The sequence below is a fragment of the Hwangdonia lutea genome (genome assembly GCF_032814565.1).
Lineage (GTDB): Bacteria > Bacteroidota > Bacteroidia > Flavobacteriales > Flavobacteriaceae > Hwangdonia > Hwangdonia lutea.
Genome location: NZ_CP136521.1, coordinates 2,607,741 through 2,629,904, shown reverse-complemented (window position 1 = coordinate 2,629,904; position 22,164 = coordinate 2,607,741). Strand labels below are relative to the sequence as shown.

Annotated in this window: 24 protein-coding genes; 11 read left to right on the top strand and 13 right to left on the bottom strand. The window is 35.8% G+C overall.

Going from position 1 to position 22,164, the window contains the following annotated elements:
• The first annotated feature begins 144 nt into the window (after nucleotides 1-144).
• From RNZ46_RS11550 to RNZ46_RS11530, 5 genes are all read left to right on the top strand, one after another.
• The gene (locus RNZ46_RS11550) at nucleotides 145-1,533 is read left to right on the top strand and encodes a tetratricopeptide repeat protein (protein WP_316982351.1); all 1,389 of its coding nucleotides are present in this window, start codon (nucleotides 145-147) and stop codon (nucleotides 1,531-1,533) included.
• A gap of 52 nt (nucleotides 1,534-1,585) precedes the next feature.
• Complete coding sequence (locus RNZ46_RS11545; protein ID WP_316982350.1) at nucleotides 1,586-2,506, top strand: polyprenyl-phosphate transporter; 921 nt, start codon at nucleotides 1,586-1,588, stop codon at nucleotides 2,504-2,506.
• Nucleotides 2,506-3,522, top strand: coding sequence for a DUF368 domain-containing protein (locus RNZ46_RS11540; protein WP_316982349.1), 1,017 nt, complete (start codon nucleotides 2,506-2,508; stop codon nucleotides 3,520-3,522). Before RNZ46_RS11545 ends, RNZ46_RS11540 begins: the two co-directional genes overlap by 1 nt.
• Nucleotides 3,519-4,256 carry a shikimate dehydrogenase family protein gene (locus tag RNZ46_RS11535; RefSeq protein ID WP_316982348.1) on the top strand — a complete coding sequence of 246 codons (738 nt, stop codon included), beginning with the start codon at nucleotides 3,519-3,521 and terminating at the stop codon, nucleotides 4,254-4,256. Before RNZ46_RS11540 ends, RNZ46_RS11535 begins: the two co-directional genes overlap by 4 nt.
• 108 nt (nucleotides 4,257-4,364) lie before the next feature.
• The gene (locus RNZ46_RS11530; RefSeq protein WP_316982347.1) at nucleotides 4,365-6,383 is read left to right on the top strand and encodes a DUF349 domain-containing protein; all 2,019 of its coding nucleotides are present in this window, start codon (nucleotides 4,365-4,367) and stop codon (nucleotides 6,381-6,383) included.
• Nucleotides 6,384-6,466: 83 nt separating this feature from the next.
• Here RNZ46_RS11530 and RNZ46_RS11525 read toward each other — a convergent pair whose 3' ends face one another.
• From RNZ46_RS11525 to RNZ46_RS11485, 9 genes are all read right to left on the bottom strand, one after another.
• Nucleotides 6,467-7,666 carry a glutamate-5-semialdehyde dehydrogenase gene (locus tag RNZ46_RS11525; protein ID WP_316982346.1) on the bottom strand — a complete coding sequence of 400 codons (1,200 nt, stop codon included), beginning with the start codon at nucleotides 7,664-7,666 and terminating at the stop codon, nucleotides 6,467-6,469.
• Nucleotides 7,667-7,680: 14 nt separating this feature from the next.
• Nucleotides 7,681-8,451 (bottom strand): glutamate 5-kinase, encoded by a 771-nt coding sequence (proB, locus tag RNZ46_RS11520; protein WP_316982345.1) that lies wholly within the window; start codon nucleotides 8,449-8,451, stop codon nucleotides 7,681-7,683.
• Between the two features lies 1 nt (nucleotide 8,452).
• Complete coding sequence (gene proC, locus RNZ46_RS11515; protein ID WP_316982344.1) at nucleotides 8,453-9,259, bottom strand: pyrroline-5-carboxylate reductase; 807 nt, start codon at nucleotides 9,257-9,259, stop codon at nucleotides 8,453-8,455.
• A 119-nt stretch (nucleotides 9,260-9,378) separates the two neighbouring features.
• Complete coding sequence (locus RNZ46_RS11510; RefSeq protein ID WP_316982343.1) at nucleotides 9,379-9,570, bottom strand: hypothetical protein; 192 nt, start codon at nucleotides 9,568-9,570, stop codon at nucleotides 9,379-9,381.
• A gap of 23 nt (nucleotides 9,571-9,593) precedes the next feature.
• The gene (locus RNZ46_RS11505) at nucleotides 9,594-10,031 is read right to left on the bottom strand and encodes a GNAT family N-acetyltransferase (RefSeq protein WP_316982342.1); all 438 of its coding nucleotides are present in this window, start codon (nucleotides 10,029-10,031) and stop codon (nucleotides 9,594-9,596) included.
• A gap of 332 nt (nucleotides 10,032-10,363) precedes the next feature.
• A complete protein-coding gene (mazG, locus tag RNZ46_RS11500) occupies nucleotides 10,364-11,137 on the bottom strand; it encodes a nucleoside triphosphate pyrophosphohydrolase (protein ID WP_316982341.1) in 774 nt (257 codons plus the stop codon).
• Nucleotides 11,138-11,286: 149 nt separating this feature from the next.
• Nucleotides 11,287-11,511, bottom strand: coding sequence for a VF530 family protein (locus RNZ46_RS11495; RefSeq protein ID WP_316982340.1), 225 nt, complete (start codon nucleotides 11,509-11,511; stop codon nucleotides 11,287-11,289).
• A 56-nt stretch (nucleotides 11,512-11,567) separates the two neighbouring features.
• Nucleotides 11,568-12,845: a DEAD/DEAH box helicase gene (locus tag RNZ46_RS11490; RefSeq protein ID WP_316982339.1), complete on the bottom strand. Its 1,278-nt coding sequence runs from the start codon at nucleotides 12,843-12,845 to the stop codon at nucleotides 11,568-11,570.
• A 128-nt stretch (nucleotides 12,846-12,973) separates the two neighbouring features.
• Entirely contained in the window at nucleotides 12,974-13,699 is a 726-nt protein-coding gene (locus RNZ46_RS11485; RefSeq protein WP_316982338.1) for a uracil-DNA glycosylase family protein, read from the bottom strand.
• A gap of 96 nt (nucleotides 13,700-13,795) precedes the next feature.
• Here RNZ46_RS11485 and RNZ46_RS11480 point away from each other — a divergent pair, with 96 nt between their 5' ends.
• Complete coding sequence (locus RNZ46_RS11480) at nucleotides 13,796-13,933, top strand: 30S ribosomal protein THX (RefSeq protein ID WP_316982337.1); 138 nt, start codon at nucleotides 13,796-13,798, stop codon at nucleotides 13,931-13,933.
• Here RNZ46_RS11480 and RNZ46_RS11475 read toward each other — a convergent pair whose 3' ends face one another.
• The 4 genes from RNZ46_RS11475 to RNZ46_RS11460 form a co-directional block, all read right to left on the bottom strand.
• On the bottom strand, nucleotides 13,934-14,665 hold the full coding sequence (locus RNZ46_RS11475) for a hypothetical protein (RefSeq protein WP_316982336.1): 732 nt from the start codon (nucleotides 14,663-14,665) through the stop codon (nucleotides 13,934-13,936).
• Between the two features lie 5 nt (nucleotides 14,666-14,670).
• Nucleotides 14,671-15,429, bottom strand: a complete 759-nt coding sequence (gene yaaA, locus RNZ46_RS11470) for a peroxide stress protein YaaA (protein WP_316982335.1) — start codon at nucleotides 15,427-15,429, stop codon at nucleotides 14,671-14,673.
• A 513-nt stretch (nucleotides 15,430-15,942) separates the two neighbouring features.
• Nucleotides 15,943-16,980: an RluA family pseudouridine synthase gene (locus RNZ46_RS11465; protein ID WP_316982334.1), complete on the bottom strand. Its 1,038-nt coding sequence runs from the start codon at nucleotides 16,978-16,980 to the stop codon at nucleotides 15,943-15,945.
• Nucleotides 16,981-17,019: 39 nt separating this feature from the next.
• A complete protein-coding gene (locus RNZ46_RS11460; protein ID WP_316982333.1) occupies nucleotides 17,020-17,580 on the bottom strand; it encodes a PASTA domain-containing protein in 561 nt (186 codons plus the stop codon).
• Between the two features lie 162 nt (nucleotides 17,581-17,742).
• Between RNZ46_RS11460 and RNZ46_RS11455 the strand changes: the two genes are divergently transcribed.
• The 5 genes from RNZ46_RS11455 to RNZ46_RS11435 all read left to right on the top strand — a co-directional run bounded on the left by RNZ46_RS11455 (nucleotide 17,743) and on the right by RNZ46_RS11435 (nucleotide 22,153).
• Nucleotides 17,743-18,741 carry a D-alanine--D-alanine ligase gene (locus RNZ46_RS11455; protein ID WP_316982332.1) on the top strand — a complete coding sequence of 333 codons (999 nt, stop codon included), beginning with the start codon at nucleotides 17,743-17,745 and terminating at the stop codon, nucleotides 18,739-18,741.
• A 126-nt stretch (nucleotides 18,742-18,867) separates the two neighbouring features.
• On the top strand, nucleotides 18,868-19,323 hold the full coding sequence (coaD, locus tag RNZ46_RS11450) for a pantetheine-phosphate adenylyltransferase (protein ID WP_316984992.1): 456 nt from the start codon (nucleotides 18,868-18,870) through the stop codon (nucleotides 19,321-19,323).
• A complete protein-coding gene (locus RNZ46_RS11445) occupies nucleotides 19,323-19,730 on the top strand; it encodes a VOC family protein (RefSeq protein WP_316982331.1) in 408 nt (135 codons plus the stop codon). Before coaD ends, RNZ46_RS11445 begins: the two co-directional genes overlap by 1 nt.
• A 67-nt stretch (nucleotides 19,731-19,797) precedes the next feature.
• Complete coding sequence (locus RNZ46_RS11440; RefSeq protein WP_316982330.1) at nucleotides 19,798-20,244, top strand: HEAT repeat domain-containing protein; 447 nt, start codon at nucleotides 19,798-19,800, stop codon at nucleotides 20,242-20,244.
• Nucleotides 20,245-20,302: 58 nt separating this feature from the next.
• Nucleotides 20,303-22,153, top strand: a complete 1,851-nt coding sequence (locus RNZ46_RS11435) for a S8/S53 family peptidase (RefSeq protein ID WP_316982329.1) — start codon at nucleotides 20,303-20,305, stop codon at nucleotides 22,151-22,153.
• Nucleotides 22,154-22,164 lie beyond the last annotated feature (11 nt).

The following is a 22,164-nucleotide window of genomic DNA, read 5'->3' as shown; positions in this document are numbered from 1 at the left end:
CCCACTGAAAACCATAACAAAACAAGAGAAATTCTGCATTTGCGGCACAACTGTTGATTACTTTGTTAAAAACATTTAAGACATAAGTCTTATAAATTAGAATAGAACATTAATTTTATTAACGAAGAAACTTACAACGTGTCTATGGAGTTTAGTCATAACGACAACAACAATTTGCCTCTTACAAAGTTTGAATCGATGTTAAAAACAAATCATGTTTTGTTCTTCGATTCAGAAGAATTTGAAAACATCATTCACCACTATCTTAATCAAGGCAAAATAGCTTTGGCGAAAAAGGCAATTAAATTGGGCTTAGACCAACACCCTACGTCTATTAATTTAAGGCTTTTTAAAGTTGAAATTTATGTGTTTGAAGACAAGCTGCCAGAGGCCGATGCCTTATTAAACGATCTGTATAGTTTAGACCCTTTGAATGAAGAAATATTCATTCAAAAAGCAAACATTTTATCGAAAAAAGACGAGCATTTAAAAGCTATTGATGTTTTAAAAGAAGCCTTAAAACTCACGGATGAAGTCATCGATTTGTATGCTTTAATAGGTATGGAGTATCTCTTTTTAGATCGGTTTGAAGACGCCAAAACATACTTTATGAAATGTTTAGAGCAAGATTTAGATGATTACTCTGCGTTGTACAATGTTATTTATTGCTTTGAATTCCTCAACCAAAACGAAGAAGCCATTTCGTATTTAAATGTGTTTTTAGATAAAAATCCGTACTGCGAAGTCGCATGGCACCAATTGGGCAAACAATATGGTATTCTAAAAAAATATAAGAAAGCCTTGGCTGCCTACGATTTCGCCATTATTTCGGACGATACCTTTGTGGGCGCATATTTAGAACGCGGGAAAGTTCTCGAAAAATTAAAACGTTTCGAAGACGCCATTGAAAACTACAACATGTCGCTTCAATTAGACGACCCCACATCGTTTGCTTTATTGCGCATTGGAAACTGCCACGAGAAATTGAAAAATGACGAATTGGCCGTTCAATATTACTACAAAACCGTACACGAAGACCCTTTATTGGACAAAGGTTGGATAGCCATTACCAAATTTCATATTAGAAAAAAAGATTACCACAAAGCCTTATACTATATAAATAAAGCGATTAATATTGATTCGGAAAATGTACATTATTGGAAAGCTTATTCATTAATTAATCAGCGTTTAAATTTATTCGAAGAAGCAGAACGCGGTTTCAAAAAAACCTTAGATTTAGGTAATTACGAATTAAACACGTGGTTATCGCGTGGCGATTTGCTCATTAAATTGGGCGAACCCGAAGCTGCTATAATAAATTTTGAACAAGCGGTAGAATTTTACCCCGACAACGCCGAATTGGAGTACCGTTTAGCTGGACTTTATTTTTCTTTAAACGAAAATGGCAAAGGCACCTTTTACTTAAAAAACGGTTTAAAACACAACGAAGCTTTCCATTTTATAATTGAAGAACTTTTCCCGGAAGTATCCAATAAAATCCTTGTAAAAAACTTACTAAAAACCAATCTATAATTAACGGTTACATGAAAATGTATATCTTTGGTTTCTGCTTAAAAATCAACATATGCACAGACGTTTTATAGATTACTTAATCATTTCACTTAAAGGTATTGCCATGGGAGCAGCCGATGCGGTTCCCGGTGTTTCAGGTGGTACGATTGCTTTTATTTCTGGTATTTACGAAGAATTGATTTCTACTATTAGCAATGTTAATCTTTCCCTTTTTAAAACCCTTTTTTCTAAAGGAATAAAAGCGTTTTGGCAACAAGCCAACGGCAACTTTTTAACCGCGCTTTTATTGGGTATTATTGTGAGTTTTGTGTCGTTTATGAGGCTTGCAAAATATCTATTAGAGCATCATCCCATTCTCATTTGGTCGTTTTTTTTCGGCTTAATTGTCGCCAGTATTTATTTTGTTGGCAAACAAATCACCAAATGGAATTTAGCCGTTATCGTATGCCTTATTTTTGGAGCCGCCATAGCTTTTTATATTACTACGCTACCAGCATTGGCCACCAACGATAACCCTTGGTTTTTGTTTTTAGCGGGTGCCATTGCTATTTGTGCTATGATTCTTCCAGGTATTTCAGGTTCTTTTATTTTAATAATATTAGGTGCTTACAAAACATTAAGTGATGCTTTGCACGACTTTGATGTAAAAAAAATAGTTGTTTTTGCGGTTGGTGCCCTTATAGGTTTGCTAAGCTTCAGTCGGGTTTTAAAATGGCTGTTCAAACATTACCATAACATCACGTTAGCCATACTCACGGGTTTTATATTTGGGTCGTTAAATAAAGTTTGGCCTTGGAAAAGGACGTTGACATGGCACACCAACTCAAAAGGCATTAAAATGCCGCTATTAGAAGAAAGTGTTTCTCCTTTTGCGTTTGACGGCGAAAACCAAATCACAATAGCCATTGGCTTAATGATTCTTGGTTTTTTAACTATTTTTATTCTTGAAAGATTAGGCTCGAAAAAAATATAATGCAAAGCACCAGAACTTTTACAGACAAGCTATTCCTTATTCTTAAAGGCTTAGGTATGGGTGCTGCCAACAAAGTTCCAGGTGTTTCTGGTGGCGTAGTTGCTTTTGTGGCCGGTTTTTACGAGGAGTTTATTTACTCGCTTCAAAAAGTAAACAGCAAAGCTTTTAAACTACTTATTAACGGCCGGTTTAAGAGTTTTTTTCAATATATAAACGGTCGCTTTTTAGGGCTGCTCTTCTTTGGGATGGTTGTGAGTTATTTTAGTGTCTCGAAAATTTTAGATTATTTAATAAAACATTACGAACTGTATGTTTGGAGTGTTTTTTTTGGAATGATAATCGGCTCCATTTATTACATATATAAGGATTTTAAGGATTGGAATTATAGAACATATTTATCTTTATTCATAGGAATTGCACTAGGTGTAAGCATCAGTTTTTTAAATCCGGCCAAAGAAAATGACAACCTTTGGTTTGTATTTTTCTGTGGCATAATAAGCGTTTCGGGGATGACGCTCCCAGGGTTTTCCGGCTCGTTTATCCTCATTCTTTTAGGCAATTATGTTTTGCTTTTAGTCGATTCGGTAAACGCTTTGTACGATACCATTTCAGACGTGTTTCGTGGCGATTTTAGTTTTATTCAAAACCCTGCTCGCCTCAGAATGCTTAAGGTTCTCAGTGTATTTACATTGGGTTCGGTAACTGGTTTGGTTACCTTTTCGCATCTGCTCAGCTATATATTAAAACACTATAAAAGCATCACGCTTTCCGCAATTATTGGGTTTATTGTGGGCTCGTTGGGCGTGGTTTGGCCTTGGAAAAAAACCATTTACAAAATAAACGATAACGGTAGTTTTATATTAGATTCTACAGGAGAAAAAATAATTGCCAATTACAAACGCTTTATACCCGAGATAAATACAGAAACTTTTTATGCTATGGCATTTATTGTTTTGGGTATCGCTATCGTTTTAGCGCTTGAATATTACGGCCAAAAAACCAGAAAAACCAAATGAACAAATTAGGACTTTTAGGTAAAAACATATCGTATTCTTTTTCAAGAACTTATTTCAAAAAAAAGTTTGAAAATGAAAATATCAACCATACCACTTACGAGAATTTCGATATTGAATCCATCGATTTATTTCCTTCAATTATAAAAAACACAAAAGACCTAAAGGGTTTAAATGTTACTATACCCTACAAAGAACAAGTGATTCCTTTTCTTGATAAAATAAACAAAAAAGCAAAGGCCATTGGCGCTGTAAACACCATAAAAATCACAAAAAAAGGGAAACTTGTTGGCTACAATACAGATTGTTACGGCTTTAAAAAAACAATAAAACCAGCCTTAAAACCACACCATAAAAAGGCACTGATTCTAGGTACAGGAGGCGCAAGTAAAGCCATCGCCTTTAGTTTAAAAGAGCTAAATATCGCATATAGTTATGTATCCAGAAAAGCTTCAGAAAGTATTGATTTTACGTATAATGATCTTACCGAAGCTATCATTAATCAGCATCAAATCATAGTAAACTGTACACCATTGGGCACGTTTCCTAATGTAGATGATTGCCCAAACATACCTTATCACGGCATTACAAAAAACCACGTTTTATTCGATTTAATATATAATCCCGAGGAAACCAAGTTCCTCAATCAAGGTAAAATGCATGGAGCCACAACGATTAACGGATTGAATATGTTGAAATTTCAAGCAGAAAAAGCGTGGTCCATTTGGGATTTGTAATAAAATAACTACCCAAGCTATTAAAAGCACCACTTACACTTTGTAAATACTAGAGTTGTCACTATCTTTAAACCTTAAAGTATATTACGAACCTAAACATTTTTTAAAATGTCTGAGATAGATAACCTGCAAAAAGCAGACGGAAAAGAAGAAAACAAATTACCCATTAAAAATGATGATACTACCGAAAACACATCATCAGATAATAATGCCCAATCCACAGAAGAAACTCCTGAAATAGTTAAAAAAGAAGCTTCTTCTCCAACTGCTGAAGCTGAAAAAGAAAAGCCTTCCAACGAAAAAGATGAAGAAACAAAAACATCTAAAGATGAGGATGTTATTAATGAGATTGAAGAGTCCAATGCTGAAGATGCCGAAGACGAAGGCAATAAAGAGCGCCACACCATTGCCGTAAAAGAATACGATAAAATGTCGTTGGAATCTCTAGCAATCGAATTGGAAAAGCTAGTGAAAAACGAAAAAATTCAGGCTATAAAATCGCATGTAAACGACATAAACAACGAGTTTAAAACTAAATTTCAAGCCTTATTAGACGAGAAAAAAACAGAATTTTTAAACGACGGCGGCAACGAAATAGATTTTTACTACTCCTCGCCCATTCAAAAACGATTTAAAACGGCATACAAAGCATACAGAAACAAACTAAACGAGCATTATAAAAGTATAGAAAAAAACCTGAAACAAAATTTAGCGGACAAGCTTGAAATTATTGAAGAATTAAAAGGTCTGCTTAACGTTGAGGAAAACATAAATACCACTTACAAACACTTTAAGGAGTTACAAGAGCGTTGGAGAAATACAGGGCCAATTCCCAGAGATAAATACAACAATGCTTGGAACTCTTACCACCACCACGCTGAACGTTTCTACGATTTTTTACATCTAAACAGGGATTTGCGCGATTTAGATTTTAAGCACAATTTAGACAAGAAATTAAAAATAATTGAACGTGCCGAAGAGTTAGCTCAAGATGATAACGTTATGCGTTCGTTTAGAGAGTTGCAAGAGCTTCATAAAATGTGGAAAGAAGAACTTGGACCCGTGGCCAGAGAACACCGAGAAGAAATCTGGGATCGTTTTAAAGCCGCAACAAAAATAATAAACGACAAACGACAAGATTACTACAAAGAGATTGATAAGGTTTACGAAAAAAACCTTGAAAATAAGCTGGAAATTATTGCTAAAATTGAAGCTATTGGCGCTCAAGAAGGCAAATCACATAGCTCATGGCAAAAGAAAATTAAAGAAGTTGAAGCCCTTCGAAACGACTTTTTTAATGCCGGTAAAGTTCCTATAAAAGTTAACGAGTCGACCTGGGCGAAATTCAAAGATTCGGTTAGAGCGTTTAACAAAAAGAAAAATGCCTTTTATAAAGGTTTAAAAAAGGAGCAGTATGAAAATCTTCAGAAAAAATTAGAACTTATTAAAATTGCTGAAGACAACAAAGACAGCGAAGACACTGAAGTTACTACGGCTTTGATGAAAAAAATCCAGAGCGATTGGAAAAAAATCGGCCATGTGCCACGTAAGGACAGCGATAGGATTTGGAAACAATTTAAGGCGGCCTGCAACTATTATTTCGACAAACTACATGCTAAAAGAAATGCGGCAAGCCAAGAGCAAGTTGATGCTTTCAATAAAAAACAAGAGTTGTTAAACACATTAAAAGCGCTAAGTTTAACAGGAGATAAAGACAAAGATTTGGCCACCATAAAAACCCAAATCAATGCCTGGAAAAATATAGGCAGAGTACCAAACGACAAGCGTTATATTGAAGGTAAATTTAATAAAACCTTAGATAATTTGTTTTCTAATTTGAAAATGGAAAAGAATGAAATTGAGATGATTAAATATGAAAACAAATTAGACCATTTAAATAGTGGCGACAACAATACCAGAAACCTTGACAACGAACGTTCTTTTATCAAAAAGAAAATAGACGAGGTAAAAAGTCAAATCAATCAATTGGAGAATAATTTGCAGTTTTTCACTAATGTTGATGACGACAATCCGTTGGTAAAAGAAGTTCACAATAACATTAAGGCGCACAAACAAACCTTAAAACTTTTAAAAACCAAACTTAGCAAAGTTAAAGCGATGTATTAAATATAAACGACGTAACTTATTTAAAATAAAAAAATCTCATAATGCTGTATTATGAGATTTTTTGTTTTTTAGTTGTCTATTTTTTAAACCCTAACGTGCCCGTCTCCAAAAACATAGTATTTATTGGTAACCAGTTCTTTAAGTCCTAAAGGGCCACGGTGATGCAGCTTATCGGTGCTAATGGCAAGTTCTGCGCCCACACCTATTTGGCCGCCATCGGTAAATCGGGTTGATGCATTTTGATACACCACAGCACAATCCACTTGTTCCATAAAGGTTTTTGCAACATCGTTATTAGTCGTCATTATGCTTGTTGAGTGCCCGCCGGAATATTCATTTATTTTTTCAATAGCTTCAAAAACTGAATCTACCGCTCCGATGCAACATTTCATTTCTAAAAATTCTTCATACCATATGGAATTGTCGATAATTAATTTTTCATCTTTTAACACTTCCTTTGTTTTTTCATCTACCAAAACCGTTACCCCACTTTCTTTTAAAATAGTATTTAGTTCTTCAATTTTATTTTGATAATCGGGAATGTTTTTATTCACCAATATTTTGTCAAGCGCGTTACAAGCTGATATTTTATGGGTTTTGGCGTTTAGAATAACCGCAAGGGTTTGTTTCCAATCGGCATACTTATCAACATATAAGAAGTTGTTTCCGCGACCGCTTACCAAAACTGCACATTTAGCATGCTCTTTTACAAACTTTATAAGTTGCTCGCCGCCCCTTGGCACAATTAAATCCAATGGCTCGGTGGGGTTTTTCAAAAAGGCTTGGGTTTCTTGCCTATTCATGTTTAGCATTTTAATAAAATCTGTGCTTAAATTATTTTCTTCAAGCGCTTTATGCCATAATTTAACGATGGCCGTATTACTGTGCAATGCTTCTTTACCGCCTTTAAGCAGTATTTTATTATTGGCTTTAAATGCAAGTACAGTGGCTTCAACCGTTACGTCTGGTCTCGATTCGTAAATAATCATAATCGTTCCAAACGGTGCTGTTTTATTTACAACTTCCAAACCGCTATTTAAGGTGTTTTTACTTATTATTTTATTTACAGGGTCTTGCTGCGCCTGCACTTCTTTAATAGCGGTAATCATGCCTTCCACTTTCTTTTCATTTAAAATTAAGCGATCGTACATGGCTTGATCTTCTCTAGTAAAAGCTTCAATATCTTTTTTGTTTGCCTGCAATAAATCGTCCTGGTTATCCCGCAATAGGTTAACCATACTTTTTAAAACATTATTTTTTATATTTTCTGATAATAATTCCATCTTCATTTTTTTTGTTAAAGTGATACTTTTGTACCAACCGATTTTCCATCAATTATATCAATAATCGTATTGTCTTTTTTTCCGTTTGCAATAAAGGTTGGTACATTATTAGCTGCGGCTTGTTGGGCATAATCTAATTTTGAGCCCATACCGCCTCTGCCTTCTTCTTCGGCTTTATTGCTGTCTTTTATATATTTATCTAAGTCTTCTTCCGGATCAACATTTTTTATTAAATCGCTATTATCCTCTTCTGGATGCCCCGTGTAAAGTCCATCAATATCAGTTAGAATAATAAGCTTATCGGCATTTAGTAATTGTGCTATCAAGCTTGCTAATTCGTCATTATCTGAAAACATAGACATGGTTACCGATACCGCATCATCTTCATTGGCAATGGGTATAACGCCCTCGGATAATAACCCTTCGCAGCAATTAATCATATTTTGTCGGTGCACACCGGGGCTAAAATCGCGTTTTGTGGGCAATACTTGGGCGCACTTCATACCATAATCATGAAAAATATTATAATAGAGACGCATCATTCTGGGTTGCCCAATGGCAGAATATACCTGACGCCTTTGGGTGGTGTCCTCAATTTTAGATTTACCCAACACTTCCTTTCCTGCAATTACAGAGCCCGATGAAACCAAAATGGTCATAATACCACGCTCGTAAAGTTCTGCTATTTGTTTTACCAATCGTCTTAAAACCGGTCTTACTATTCTATTGTCTTTGTTGGTCATTACATTAGTACCAACTTTTATTACTATTCTTTCTTTACACATATTAGTGTTCTTTACCTAATTCCACTGCACGGTTAAATGCGGAAAATGCGGCTTCTTTTATTAACTCGTTTACATTGTTGTCTTCCATAGAATCTAAAGCGGCCCGTGTGGTTCCGCCTTTTGATGCGACCTTATCCATCCAAGAATTTGGTGATAAGTTTGATTGATTAAACAACTCAATCGCACCTGTAAAAGTTTGACTTACCAATACAGTAGAGTCGTTTTTTGAAAAGCCCATTTGCAATGCTGCTTCCATCATGCTTTGCATAAAATAAAACACATAAGCTGGTCCGCTTCCGGAAATTCCTGTGGATGCATCAATTAATTTTTCGTTGGACACACGAACGGATTTACCTGTGGTATCCAACAGACTTTCTATGGTGAGCATTTCAATTCTCGACACTTCTTCTGAAGTGACATATGATGTTAGCCCTTTACCTATTTGAGCTGGCAAATTAGGCATCGCCCTAACTACTTTATCTAATCCTGTTATCTCTTTTATGGAAGCTATGGTAACGCCTGCCATAATTGAGATTATAATTTGTTGTGGTTTTACCAGTGTTTTTATGGCTTTAAAAACACTTTCGGCATGATACGGTTTTACGGCAATAAAAATTATGTCTGCTTTTGGTACACAGGCATCCAATTCTTTAAACGCATCAAAATGCGATATTTGGTTAAGCGCTTCCAATTTCTCTTCAGACTTATCTAAAACCATGATATTTCTCTTTTTTAAGAGTTTTGATTTAGACATGCCCTCGGCATAGGTAAGCCCCATATTTCCTGCTCCAATTACTAGTACTTTCATTTAGTATATATTAATTTGTTGATTTTAATTTTTGATTCCCTCCCTATGGTAATCGGGATTTGTGAGAATGACAATTTCAACGGAAACTCGAGGTAAAAACCTCTAAGATTTTTTTTCAATTAAACAAACAGCATACAGTCCTTACAGTCTTTTACCTCGCCATAGTAAGTTTCGCGGTACTTATGAAGCGTTCTTATGGGTAGCCCAAACAAGTATTTTTTGATATAAGTTACCTTAGTGGTCAACTCTCCCATTTTTACGGTATGTCGTTTTTCGTAGGTTGTTTTTCTTTTTACTTGTAAAATTTTCATTTGTTATTGTTTTATTAAATTAATTATCGCTCTAATCGCATTTCTATATTTCTTGCTTTAAAGCCTTGTTTTTCAAATATTTTGATAACCGGATTCTCTTTACTTATGTGTACTGCAATGTCGCCTTTACAGTATTTTATGGTGTGTTTAATGAGTGCTTTAGCAATTCCTTTTCTTCTAAAACTTTTTTTAACCGCTACATAAACCAATATGTTTTCTGATAAATACTCATTCATGCCTGTTCTGTTTACCACAACGGCTCCTAAAATTTCATTTTTATGTTCCATAACAAACACATAACCGCCTAATCCCGGAAGCTCTTTCGCAGCATACATAATAGATTTTCGAATGGCACTTTTGGTGTCTTTAAAAACCCCGGAATGTTCGTGCAAAAAATTGGTGATACGGTTAATATCAATCATAGATAGCCTTGAAAAGGCATCAAATGTTTTAATAGTCATTAAATAAGGTTATGGTGATTTTTATCTATATTATAGATAGAAATAAAACTGAAAAAATCAGTTATACGTAATGCATTATCTACTTAAAATATTAAGCAAATAATTTAATAATACACAAAGGTGTAAAGAGAATGTTTTTAGAATTATGTAGCTGGTGGGATAAATTTATCCGATTGATTTCTAAAAACTAGAAAGTTAAAGTTGAAGATTCTGTTATTTCGCTTTTCATGTATTCCGTTTCCCATGCTGCAAATGTACGAAAACAAGGCGTTTATAGCAAATTAACAGTGTTAAGATAATTACAAATTTAGAATTCTGGGTAATATGAAAAATTATAGACTTTTAGCTTCCTCCCAAAACACATCCATTTCGGCCAAAGTCATATCTTTTAAAGGTTTATTTAAACTTTTTGCTTTCGCTTCTAAATATTGAAATCGTTTCGAGAATTTTTTATTGGTGCGCTCTAAAGCGTTTTCGGGATTAATATTTAAAAAGCGCGCGTAGTTTACCATAGAAAATAGCACATCGCCAAATTCACTTTCCATTTTATCTTGGTTGCCTAAATTGACTTCGGCTTTAAACTCGTTGAGCTCCTCTTCAACCTTTTCCCAAACCTGATTCGGTGCTTCCCAATCAAAACCAACGCCGGCCACTTTCTCTTGTATTCTATTGGCTTTCACCAAAGCCGGCAGGCTTTTTGGCACACCTTCCAAAACACTCGTTTTTCCTTCTTTCAGCTTAAGGTTTTCCCAATTTCGTTTTACATCATCCTCATTTTCAACTTTAATATCGCCGTAAATATGCGGATGTCTGCTAATGAGTTTTTCGCAAATACTATTGCAAACATCGGCAATATCAAAAGCTTTGGTTTCGCTTCCTATTTTAGCATAAAACACAATATGCAAAAGCACATCGCCCAATTCTTTTTTAACCTCATCCAAATTATTATCTAAAATAGCATCGCCCAACTCGTAAGTTTCTTCAATGGTTAAATGGCGCAAACTTTCCATGGTTTGCTTTTTATCCCACGGGCATTGAGCGCGCAATTCATCCATTATGGTTAACAATCTATCAAAGGCTTTAAGTTGATTGGCTCTTGAATTCATAAAATTAGGATTAGATTCCAGCTTTTTCGGGAATAACATTTTCAATTGATACTTTAAGGTTTCTCCTTAAAGCGTTATTTGCAAGTAAAAATACGATTTTGATTATTTTGAATTAAAAAAACATGTCTAAAGATGGTAATATAAAATCGTTATTTTTTATGCTTCAGCATATTCAAATACATGTTTTCAACTTTTGTTCGCGCCCAAGGCGTGCGCCGTAAAAACTTTAAACTGGATTTTACCGAAGGGTTATTGGTAAAACACTTAATTTTTATCGTATAACCCATATATTCCCATCCGTAATGCGCTACCAAATCGTTTATAATTTGATCTAGTTTTATGCCGTGCAAAGGGTTATTGGGTTGGGTTTCCATTTATAATTTTGACACTAAATTTTTAATTTTTTCCTTTAACGCTTTTCTCTTTGCTGTTAATTTCTCCGGTCGTTAGATTTTCTATTATTTCTACTCGGTCTTTTTTTTGAACTGCTTCTATTTTTATTAGCGTTTGAATGTCTGTTTCTAGAGTTACGTGAACGATTCTGTCCGGGTTTAATGGGTGCCGTTGAAGCATTGGGGTCGGGTTCAAAACCTTTCACAATTTCAACGGGTAATTTAATATCAATCAATTTTTCAATATCACGCAAATAGGTGGTTTCATCTGCACTCACCAAAGAAATCGCTTCGCCACTTGCCCCTGCTCTACCGGTTCTACCAATACGGTGCACGTAATCTTCAGAGATATTAGGCAATTCGAAATTAATAACATGTGGCAGCAACGGAATATCTAAGCCACGTGCCGCAATATCGGTGGCCACTAAAACGCGAATTTGTCCGCTTTTAAAACCTGCCAAGGCTTTGGTTCTGGCACCTTGACTTTTATTACCGTGAATGGCTGCCGCGGTTATTCCGGCACTAACCATTTTTTTACAAAGCCTGTTAGCTCCGTGTTTGGTGCGGGTAAAAACCAATACTTGTTTCCAATTATCATCTGAAATTAACTTGATAATCAAACCTGTTTTTAAGCCTTTTGCAACACGATAAACTTTCTGGTTAATGGCTTCTACGGTTGTGTTTTCCGGAGTGGCTTCAACTTGCACCGGATGATGCAAAATACCGTGTGCCAATTTTCTAATATCCTTTGAAAAGGTAGCTGAAAACATGAGGTTTTGACGCTTTGCCGGCATGAGCTCCATAATGCGTTCAATATCCCGTAAAAAACCCATATCCAGCATACGGTCGGCTTCATCTAAAACTAAAACCTCTATACGTTTTAAGGATAACAATCCTTGGCTTTCCAAATCAATCAAGCGTCCCGGAGTTGCCACTAAAACATCAATTCCTTGGCGAATGGTGGCTACTTGTGGTTTTTGATTTACGCCTCCAAAAATAACAGCACTTTTCAAATTTAAAAATGTACTATATTCTTTTACATTAGCGTAAACTTGTGCTGCCAATTCGCGGGTTGGTGTTAATATTAACGCACGAATAGGCCGGTGTTTTCCTTGTGGATTTGCAGAAAGCACTTGTAAAAGTGGTAATGTAAAACCTGCTGTTTTTCCGGTTCCGGTTTGCGCCGAAGCTAAAACATCTTTTCCTTCTAAAATAGGTGGGATTGCCTTTTGTTGAATGGGACTTGGCGTTGTGTATCCTTTTTTGCTAATCGCTTTTAGCAGGGCTTCGGACAAGCCTAAAGAGTTAAATGACATATAATTTTTTTAGTATCCCAATTTTTGGGTCTGTGAGATGACAAATTATATACCATCTCCTTCTAATTAAGGCGCAAAGGTACAGTTAATTTAATCATTACAAATTAAATACCGACATTTAAAATCCGTTAGAAAAACTCGCGATACTGCATCACCCTATAATCGAAGGTATTAAATTTTGGGTTTTTGGCCTTTAATTGTTTGTACAAAGGCAGTCTACTGATAGAAATATTGGCTGCGCCAGAACCTGAGGTGAGCGACACGGTTTTGATAATCCTAGTGTCATTTCGTAATGAGCGAAGTGAATGATAAGTCCCATCTTTATGAAACTCTTCACTTTGTTCAGAATAACAAGGCATTATAAATTGATGAATTCGAGGTGTTTCGTTTGAAACCAGTTCCAGTTTAATATGGTAATCTTTTATATGTTTTCTGAAGAAATATTCGGGTCCATTTTTACTGTTTCCGCCAGTAAACAATAAGGTATCGATATTTGGATATTGTTTTAAATAACCAATAACATCGCGGAGTAATATGTTTTTCATGCCCAAATCGGAAGCATCAATCTTTTCGCGTTCGGCGCTTTCAACAATATCGCAAACACCTATTTTATGTTGAATTAAAAACTGTTTGCGTTCTTCAATAGCTTCGTTTGAATTATCGTAACGCAGTTTTAAATTATGAATTTTATCGATAAACAACCACAGTGAATTGTAGTAGCTTCCATAGCAAAAATCGACATCTTTATCCAAAAGTTTACCCGTAGAAAACCGTGGCGGTGGCAAAGTGCCCACTATTAATTTGGTGGTGTCTTTTTGTATGAAGGGTTTGTATGGATGTTTGTGTTTAAACAAGTTTTACTTGGTTTTTGTGTTTCAAATTGTTATATTATTTTAGTTAAAGATAATGAGATTCCCGCCTTCGCGGGAATGAAAAACACTTAATTTATTATGGGAAAAGGCGATAAAAAAACAAAACGTGGTAAAATAAACCGAGGTACTTTTGGGGTGAGGCGCCCCAGAATTAAAAAGAAACCATCTATTGAAACCAAAATCAACGTAGGTAATAAAGCGCAACCAAAGCCTTAATTAATTGGTTTGCAGATTGGTTAACAACCTATCAACATCCATAATGGTTGCTCGAAATATTTTTTTATTTGGTTTTGTTAAGTGCTGCGATTCGGTTTGTATTTCTTGTAGAATTGCTTTGGCTTCGGCTTTTTTATTTCTGCTCAATAAAAACTTAGCCAATACCAAACGTTCGTTATAAAATGAATACCGGATATTTATAGCCCGCAAATTGGTTTCGGCAGCTTCAAAATCACCCATCTTTTCTAAGGCTAAACCGTATAAAAACTGAGACTCCGATTTTTTAAATTCCGGGTGGTCCTTTATTTTTTCAGCATATAAAACAACCTGTTCAAAATCTTCAACATTAAAATAAGCCTTTATTAATTTCTTGATTACATAAAAATCGTTTTGCATATGGCCGTCCAAAGCTTCTAAATAATGAGGAATGGCATTGCTGTAATCTTTATTTTCCAACAGCGCATTGGCTAAATTAACTCGGTTTTGATAAGTTTCGGAAAACTGAAGTTGCTGTTCTAAATCCGTAATTTTTTTAGTGGGATTTATAATATGTGTGATTTCATCTGATATTTTTTCGGCATCCCGCTTGTTGTAAACTTGCGTTATTAAATATATAACAGAGCCTATAACGGGTAAAAAGATGATTAAAAAAATCCAATAATATGGGTTTCTATTTTTCAACAGATGATAAATGCAAAACCCTTGAAGCGCAATTGTAATATAGTAAAGCATATTAATTACCTTATAAAAACAAGTTCGGTTTCTGTGCTCATGGGTTCGCTAAAATTATAACCTTCGTAATTAAATGCTTTTAAATCGTCAAGCGTTTTGGCGTTGGTATCAATAATATAGCGTGTCATGTAACCACGTGCCAGTTTTGCAAAGGTCATAATCGTTTTGTACTCACCATTTTTAAAATCTTTAAAATTAGCCGTAATTACCGGTACCTTTAAAGCCTTGGTGTCAATGGCTTTAAAATACTCGTTACTTGCAAGGTTTAAAAACAGCTCGTCATCTTCCAATTCGTCGTTTAAAGCTTTGGTTATGGATTTTCGCCAAAACTCATACAGGTTTTTATTTTTACCCACCGGGAATTTTGTACCCATTTCCAAACGGTACGGTTGTATTAAATCGGTTGGCTTCAATAGGCCGTATAACCCCGAAATAATGCGGACGGTGTTTTCGAGCTTTTCTATATTTTCTTTAGGAATAGTATAGGCATCCAAACCTCTGTACACATCGCCACTAAAGGCATATATAGCTTGACGCGCGTTATCCTTAGTAAATGGCAATTGCCAATTTTGATTACGCTCGTAATTTAATTGCCCTAAATTATCTGAAATCTTCATGAGCTTCGATAAGCTTTTAGCCGATTTCTTTTTAAGCAATTTATTTAAACGTTCGGCTTGTTTTAAAAAACAGGCTTCGGTGCTGTGCTGCGTGGGTATTTTGGATTCAAAATCCAAAGATTTTGCTGGTGATAAAACGAGTTTCATAAATTAGTTTTCTTTTTCAGTTCCACAAGGGCGGAAATCCTACTTTTAATTAAACCAAATTTACGATTAGTAATCAACATTTAAAATCTTAATTGGTAAATATTAATAATAGCACTATAAATGCGGTTGATGATTTTGGTTTTTTTAAACTCTCTATGTTTAAATTAGAATAATTTTAAACGGATTTAAATAATTAATAAGGATTCCAAAAAACAAATTTACTCTATTAAAAATAACACCAATTAACAAACAAGCGCGTTAAGGATTGCAGCGGCATCCTTTTTTTGAAAGAAATAAAACATACTTTATTTAGAATTAAAATTTAACAGATAGCCACGTCGCTCGCTCCTCGCTATGACGTAAAAAAAAGATATAGCGGAAAGCCTGACCACTTGCCCGAGCGCAGTCGAAGGGTTGTGGTAACGCCCTAATAATAAAACTGATTGATAAGGTTTATGAGATGCTGAAACAACACTTCTACTGCGCTCAGAGTGACAGTTCAGCATGACAAGGCTACTCCAACTCTTGATGCTTCGAATAGATTTTCCATTTTTCAATACACTGTTGCATATCGTCTGGAATTGGGGTCTCAAAACGCATAAACTCGCCCGTTTTTGGGTGTTTAAAACCTAAGGTTTTAGCGTGTAATGCTTGCCGTGGCAGCACCCTAAAACAGTTATCTACAAACTGTTTGTACTTGGTAAACGTTGTGCCTTTTAATATTTTATCGCCACCATAGCGGGCATCGTTAAACAAGGTGTGCCCTATGTGTTTCATGTGCACGCGTATTTGGTGCGTGCGTCCGGTTTCCAACTTACAAGACACCAAGGTTACGTAGCCCAATCGCTCTAAAACCTTGTAATGCGTTACAGCAGGTTTGCCTTTATCGGCTTCATCATCAAGAAACACGGTGTTTTGCAATCGGTTTTTGGGATGTCTGCCAATGTTGCCCTCAATCGTGCCTTCGTCTGCTTCCAAATTGCCCCAAACGATAGCAACGTATTCGCGTTCGCTGGTTTTTTCGGCAAATTGCAAGGATAAATGCGCCATGGCTTTTTCGGTTTTGGCAACCACTAAAAGTCCGCTGGTGTCTTTATCAATTCTATGAACCAAACCGGGGCGTTCGCTGGAATTGTTCGGTAAATTATCAAATCTGTAAATCAAACCATTTATTAAGGTGCCCGAGTAGTTCCCATGCCCGGGATGCACCACCATGCCTGCGGGTTTGTTTACAACCAAAAGGGTATCGTCTTCATAAACCACATCCAACGGAATATCTTCGCCAACCAACAAATTCTCAAATGGCGGATGCGCAAACAACACACGAATTTTATCAAAAGGTTTTACTTTGTAATTGGATTTTACAGGCTCGTTATTTACAAAAACACTGCCGTTTTTTGCGGCCGCCTGAATTTTATTTCGGGTGGCATTTTCAACAAAATTCATTAAGTATTTATCTATACGCAAAGGCGTTTGCCCTTTATCTACCGTAAAAGCATAATGCTCGTATAAATTATCCTCGTCGGGTAATTGTGGTGTATAGTCTTCCATTTTATTGAATCAATGCGTATTGAAGTCTGTCGTTAATCCTTAGTTCGATGGGCGCTTACCATTACCAAGCACTAAATCGATTTTTTCGGTTTTTGGCAACATGTCACCAGCTTGAATGGTTTGTCCTTTATGTTGCATTTTTAGTACAATATCCTTACCAATATTGTCTACATACGTTAGTTTGCCTACTTTAAAATCTAAAGCCTCTAGGGTTGGTTTTGCTTGTCGCAACGTACTTTCCAATAAATTTGGCACTCTCACTTTTCGGTAACCCGAGGGGTTTAATGTAATGTATATTTTTCTATTTTCCTTTACCTTTGTTCCTACGGGTGGGTCTTGTTCTATCACCGAAAATTTTGGGTAATCCGGATTAAAATTAGCAGAATCCTGAATTTGCATCACCAAATTATTTTCCTTTAACTCAATCTCGGCAACACTTATAGATTTTCCTTTTAAATCAGGTACGGTTTCAAAATCGCCATGATTAGTAGAAGATTTTAACCACGACAGCATTAAAAAAGATAAAACCACCAAGGCCACTACAGCCAATAAAATTTGTTTTAAAAATGCTTTACTGACAAGAAATTTAATAATGCTCATGTATTATAATTTTCGATACGGCAAATATATAAAAACAGAACTGTTTTTTCTTTTGCAATATATATGATATTTTAGCTTAACTAATAATACTTACGTTTTATTGTAGGTTTTAGATTGATATTATAATTAAAAGATTTTCGCTTTCGCGGAAATAAAGGAAATATGCAAGAAAAGAAAAATATTGCCATCATAATGGGAGGTTATTCCAGCGAATACAAAATCTCATTAAAAAGCGGAAACGTGGTTTTTGACACTTTAGATAAGTCTAAATACAGCGCCTATCGCATTCATATTTTTGAAGACAAATGGGTTTATGTTAACGACGACAATGAAGAATTTCCAATCGATAAAAATGATTTTTCAATAAACGTAGGCGCATTTAAAATCACTTTCGACTGTGTGTTTAATGCCATTCACGGGTCGCCCGGAGAAGATGGTTTTATGCAAGGCTATTTCGATTTAATACAGATACCGCACACGAGCTGTAACATGTATCAAGCGGCTTTAACCTTTAACAAACGCGACTGTTTAAGCACTTTAAAACCTTACGGCATAAAAACCGCCGAATCGTTTTATATAAACTTGGGCGACACCGTAAATAAAGATGCTATAATTGCCAAAGTGGGCTTGCCTTGTTTTGTAAAAGCCAACAAAGCCGGCAGTAGTTTTGGCATTACTAAAGTGCATAAAAAGGAAGATTTAAAAAACGCTATCGACGTCGCTTTTAAAGAAGATGACGAAATTATTATTGAGTCGTTTTTAGATGGCGTTGAAGTATCGGTTGGTGTTATTTCGTATAAAGGAAAAACCAAAGTACTGCCCATTACAGAAATTGTAACCGACAATGATTTTTTCGATTACGAAGCCAAATATTTAGGTAAATCACAAGAAATTACACCTGCTCGTTTAAGTGCAGAGCAAGAAGAAAAAGTCACTAACATGGCGAAAAAAGTTTACGAGATTTTAAAAATGAAAGGCTTTAGCCGAAGCGAATATATTTTTAAAAATGGCGAACCGCATTTGCTGGAAATAAACACCATTCCGGGTTTAACCCAAGAAAGCATACTGCCACAACAAGCCGCCGCCGCTGGCATACCGTTAGCCGATTTATTTGATAATGCTATTGAAGAGGCTTTGAAGCAGTTTTCAGTAAATAAATAGTATATTTGAGATAGTTTGTCATTCCTGCGAAAGCAGGAATCCACATGAAACTAGTAAATTTAATATAGATACCTCCAGAAGTCTATCTTTAGTGATAGTCGAAAGGCAGGAATGAAAGAAACAAGAATGAAACGCGCTATATTTCCAGGATCTTTTGATCCGATTACCTTAGGACACTACGATATTATTAAAAGAGGCGTTACCCTCTTTGATGAAATAGTTGTGGCCATCGGTGTAAATGCCGATAAAAACTATATGTTCTCGCTGGACGAACGCAAAAAATTTATTGAAGATACTTTTGCTGGCGAACCTAAAATTAAGGTGATGACTTACGAAGGTTTAACCGTAGATTTTTGCAAAAAAATTAACGCAGAATTTATTCTCCGAGGCCTGCGAAACCCAGCAGATTTTGAGTTTGAAAAAGCCATTGCCCATACCAATAGAGATTTAGCACCTATTGAAACGGTGTTTTTATTAACCTCGGCCAAAACATCGTATATCGCCTCTTCCATTGTACGCGATGTAATTAGAAACCAGGGCGATTATACAAAGTTGGTCCCCATTAGTGTTCGGGTAAAATAATGGCCGCATTTAACATTAATTTTTTAGACCATGTTGCTATTCGTGTTAAAAACATGAATACATCCATTGATTGGTATTCAAATGTTATGGGGTTAAAAAAATATCAACTTGAAAAATGGGGCGAATTCCCTGTTTTTATGCTTTCAGGAAAAACTGGAGTCGCTATATTTCCAGCAAATGTTGATGATGAAAATCTTAATCAATTATCAAAAAACATTAAAATTGATCACTTTGCCTTTAATGTTTCAAATATCGATTTTAAAAAAGCGCAAGAATATCTTCATAGTATTAATGAACCTTTTCAATTTCAAGACCATCATTACTTTCATTCTATTTACCTGAAAGACCCCGATAATCATACTGTTGAACTCACTACGCTTGTAGTTGACAATACATTTTATAAGTAAGCTCAAATTTCTTATTGCAATCAATTCTATGTAACGTTTATTAGTTTTTATTGACTGATATATTACTATGTTACACCAAATTACATATTTGCTTTTTAAACTCAATCTGGTTCAACCCTCTGAAAAAGCTATTCTTTTTTGGATGCATTCCCTTGACGTTGAGAAGTTGGAATACGCTTTAAAACATGGTAATTACAACACCCGAAGGTTAGCCGCAGAAGCTTTGGAGCATGCCGGAAAATGCTCTTCCGTTCCTGTTTTATTACATGCTATAAACGATAAAGTACAAAATGTTTCGATTGCTGCTTTAAATGCTTTGGAAGCTTTGGGGTGTAATGACGAGCTTGTTATTTCCATTACCAGAAAGCGTTTTAATTGGGTTAAAGAAGTTCGTGATAAAGAAGCTAAACGTGAAGCCAACAAAGGTAAAAAGCACAAAATTTACCGATGGGAACGCGCTAGCAAAAAATCGTTCGACCGTGTAAAAGAACAGCTTAAAAGACCCATTAGGTAATTTATTTGATGACATTTTAGTAGCAATACGATGTATTGTAAACTTAAAACATCAACCTATGAAGACTTTATTACTCGTTTTGCTTTTTCCCATTGTAATTTTTTCCCAAGGAAACCCAGCATTTACTGAATCTAAAATTGACGATGTGTATTCTCAATTTAACCTGACCGGCGATGGTGTAATATTTGCCATAATCGAGCGTGGTATAGATTACACCCACCCCGCATTTATTAATCCAGATGGCACCACAAAAATTAAGTATATCTACGACATGGTTGATGCTTCGGGGGCTAGCCATCCAGATAATACCTATGGTATTGGCACCATCCATACAGAAGCTGATATAAATGCGTCGCTCTTAGCCGGCGGAACACCATTAACCACAGACAGGTACGGCCATGGCACCGCCTGCGCCGGAATTGTTTCGGGCAATGGCGAAGGTACTGCGAGTAAAGCGTTTCATGGTGTTGCAGTTGATACAAAACTTATTGTTGTAAAGCTTATTCACGATGCGTTTCCTGCTTTTGGCAGCGAACCCGGGCAATCTGCTTTTTTTAACCCATCTTATATTCCTGTTGCCTTGCAATTTGTGGAAGATAAAGTTGCGGAATTGGGCTTACCAAGTGTCACTTTAATGAATTTTGGCTCCATTGGCGGTCCCACAGATGGCACAAGTGCTGTTTCTCAAGCCATGGATAACTTTATTAATAAAGGTAATATTTTAGTTTGTGGTGTAGGTGATGATGGTGGAAATGATAATCACGCCACGGGAACAATAGCGCAAGATGAAACCCAAGAAATTCTTATTAATAAGGCTGAAACAGGAAATCTACGTTTCGATTTATGGTACAGTGAAGACGATAGGTTTACGGTTACTATTGAATTACCAAACACAACACAAGTGGGGCCGTTTGCTGCTCCGAGTGGCGCCAATGCTCAAATAGATTGGTACAATGCTAGCTTTAATATGTATCATCGAGGGGCGAATGTAGAATTTGCGCAGGCTTCAAGCCATAAAAGAGAATTGATGATTGATTTATTCGGTGCAACCGGAACTTATAAAATAATTCTTAATGGCGCTTCAATTACAGATTCCGGTACTTTTCATGCGACTTTAAACCCTTCAACCAATTATAATAATAATAAATTTTTAAGCCATATAACCAATGGCGGCAGTATTAATGATTATGCCACAGCAACTCAAGTTATCACACCCACGAATTATGTAAGCAATATTTCTTACACGGACGTTAATGGAATTGCACGAAACAGAACCGGACAGGGTAACCCAGGTGAAATTTGGACTGGCAGTAGTGAAGGACCAACTCACGATGGCCGTCAAGGTGTCGATTTCGCAACTCCCGGAGAGGTTGTATTTGCACCTTATAGCCCCAATACTTATTATTCAAATTTTCCCTTTAATATGGTTCAAGGCGGAAACAACCTTTATGGTATTCAAACAGCCGTAAGTGCCGCAGCACCCGTTGCTTGCGGTATAATAGCACTAATGCTGGAGTTAGACCCAACTTTAAGCAATAATGATATCAAAGATATTTTAGCATCAACAGCCACTACCGATGGCAATACCGGTATAACTCCAAACACAACCTGGGGCGGAGGAAAAGTTAATGCTTTAGCAGCCATGCAAGAAGTAAATAATAGATTGTCTGTAAACGCGTATGTTGCGGATAATTTTAAAGTTTATCCAAATCCTGCAGACGATGTCATCAACATAGCTTCAAAAACTAAAATTAAAAACATATCAATCTACACTTTAGAAGGAAGACTCATTAAAACAATTGCAACACCGAAAAAACAAATTGAAATTTCAAACTTAAAATCTGGCATTTATTTTTTAAAACTAGAATCTGATTTAAAAGTTCATAAAATTAAGTTTTTGAAACGATAAATGCATTTATG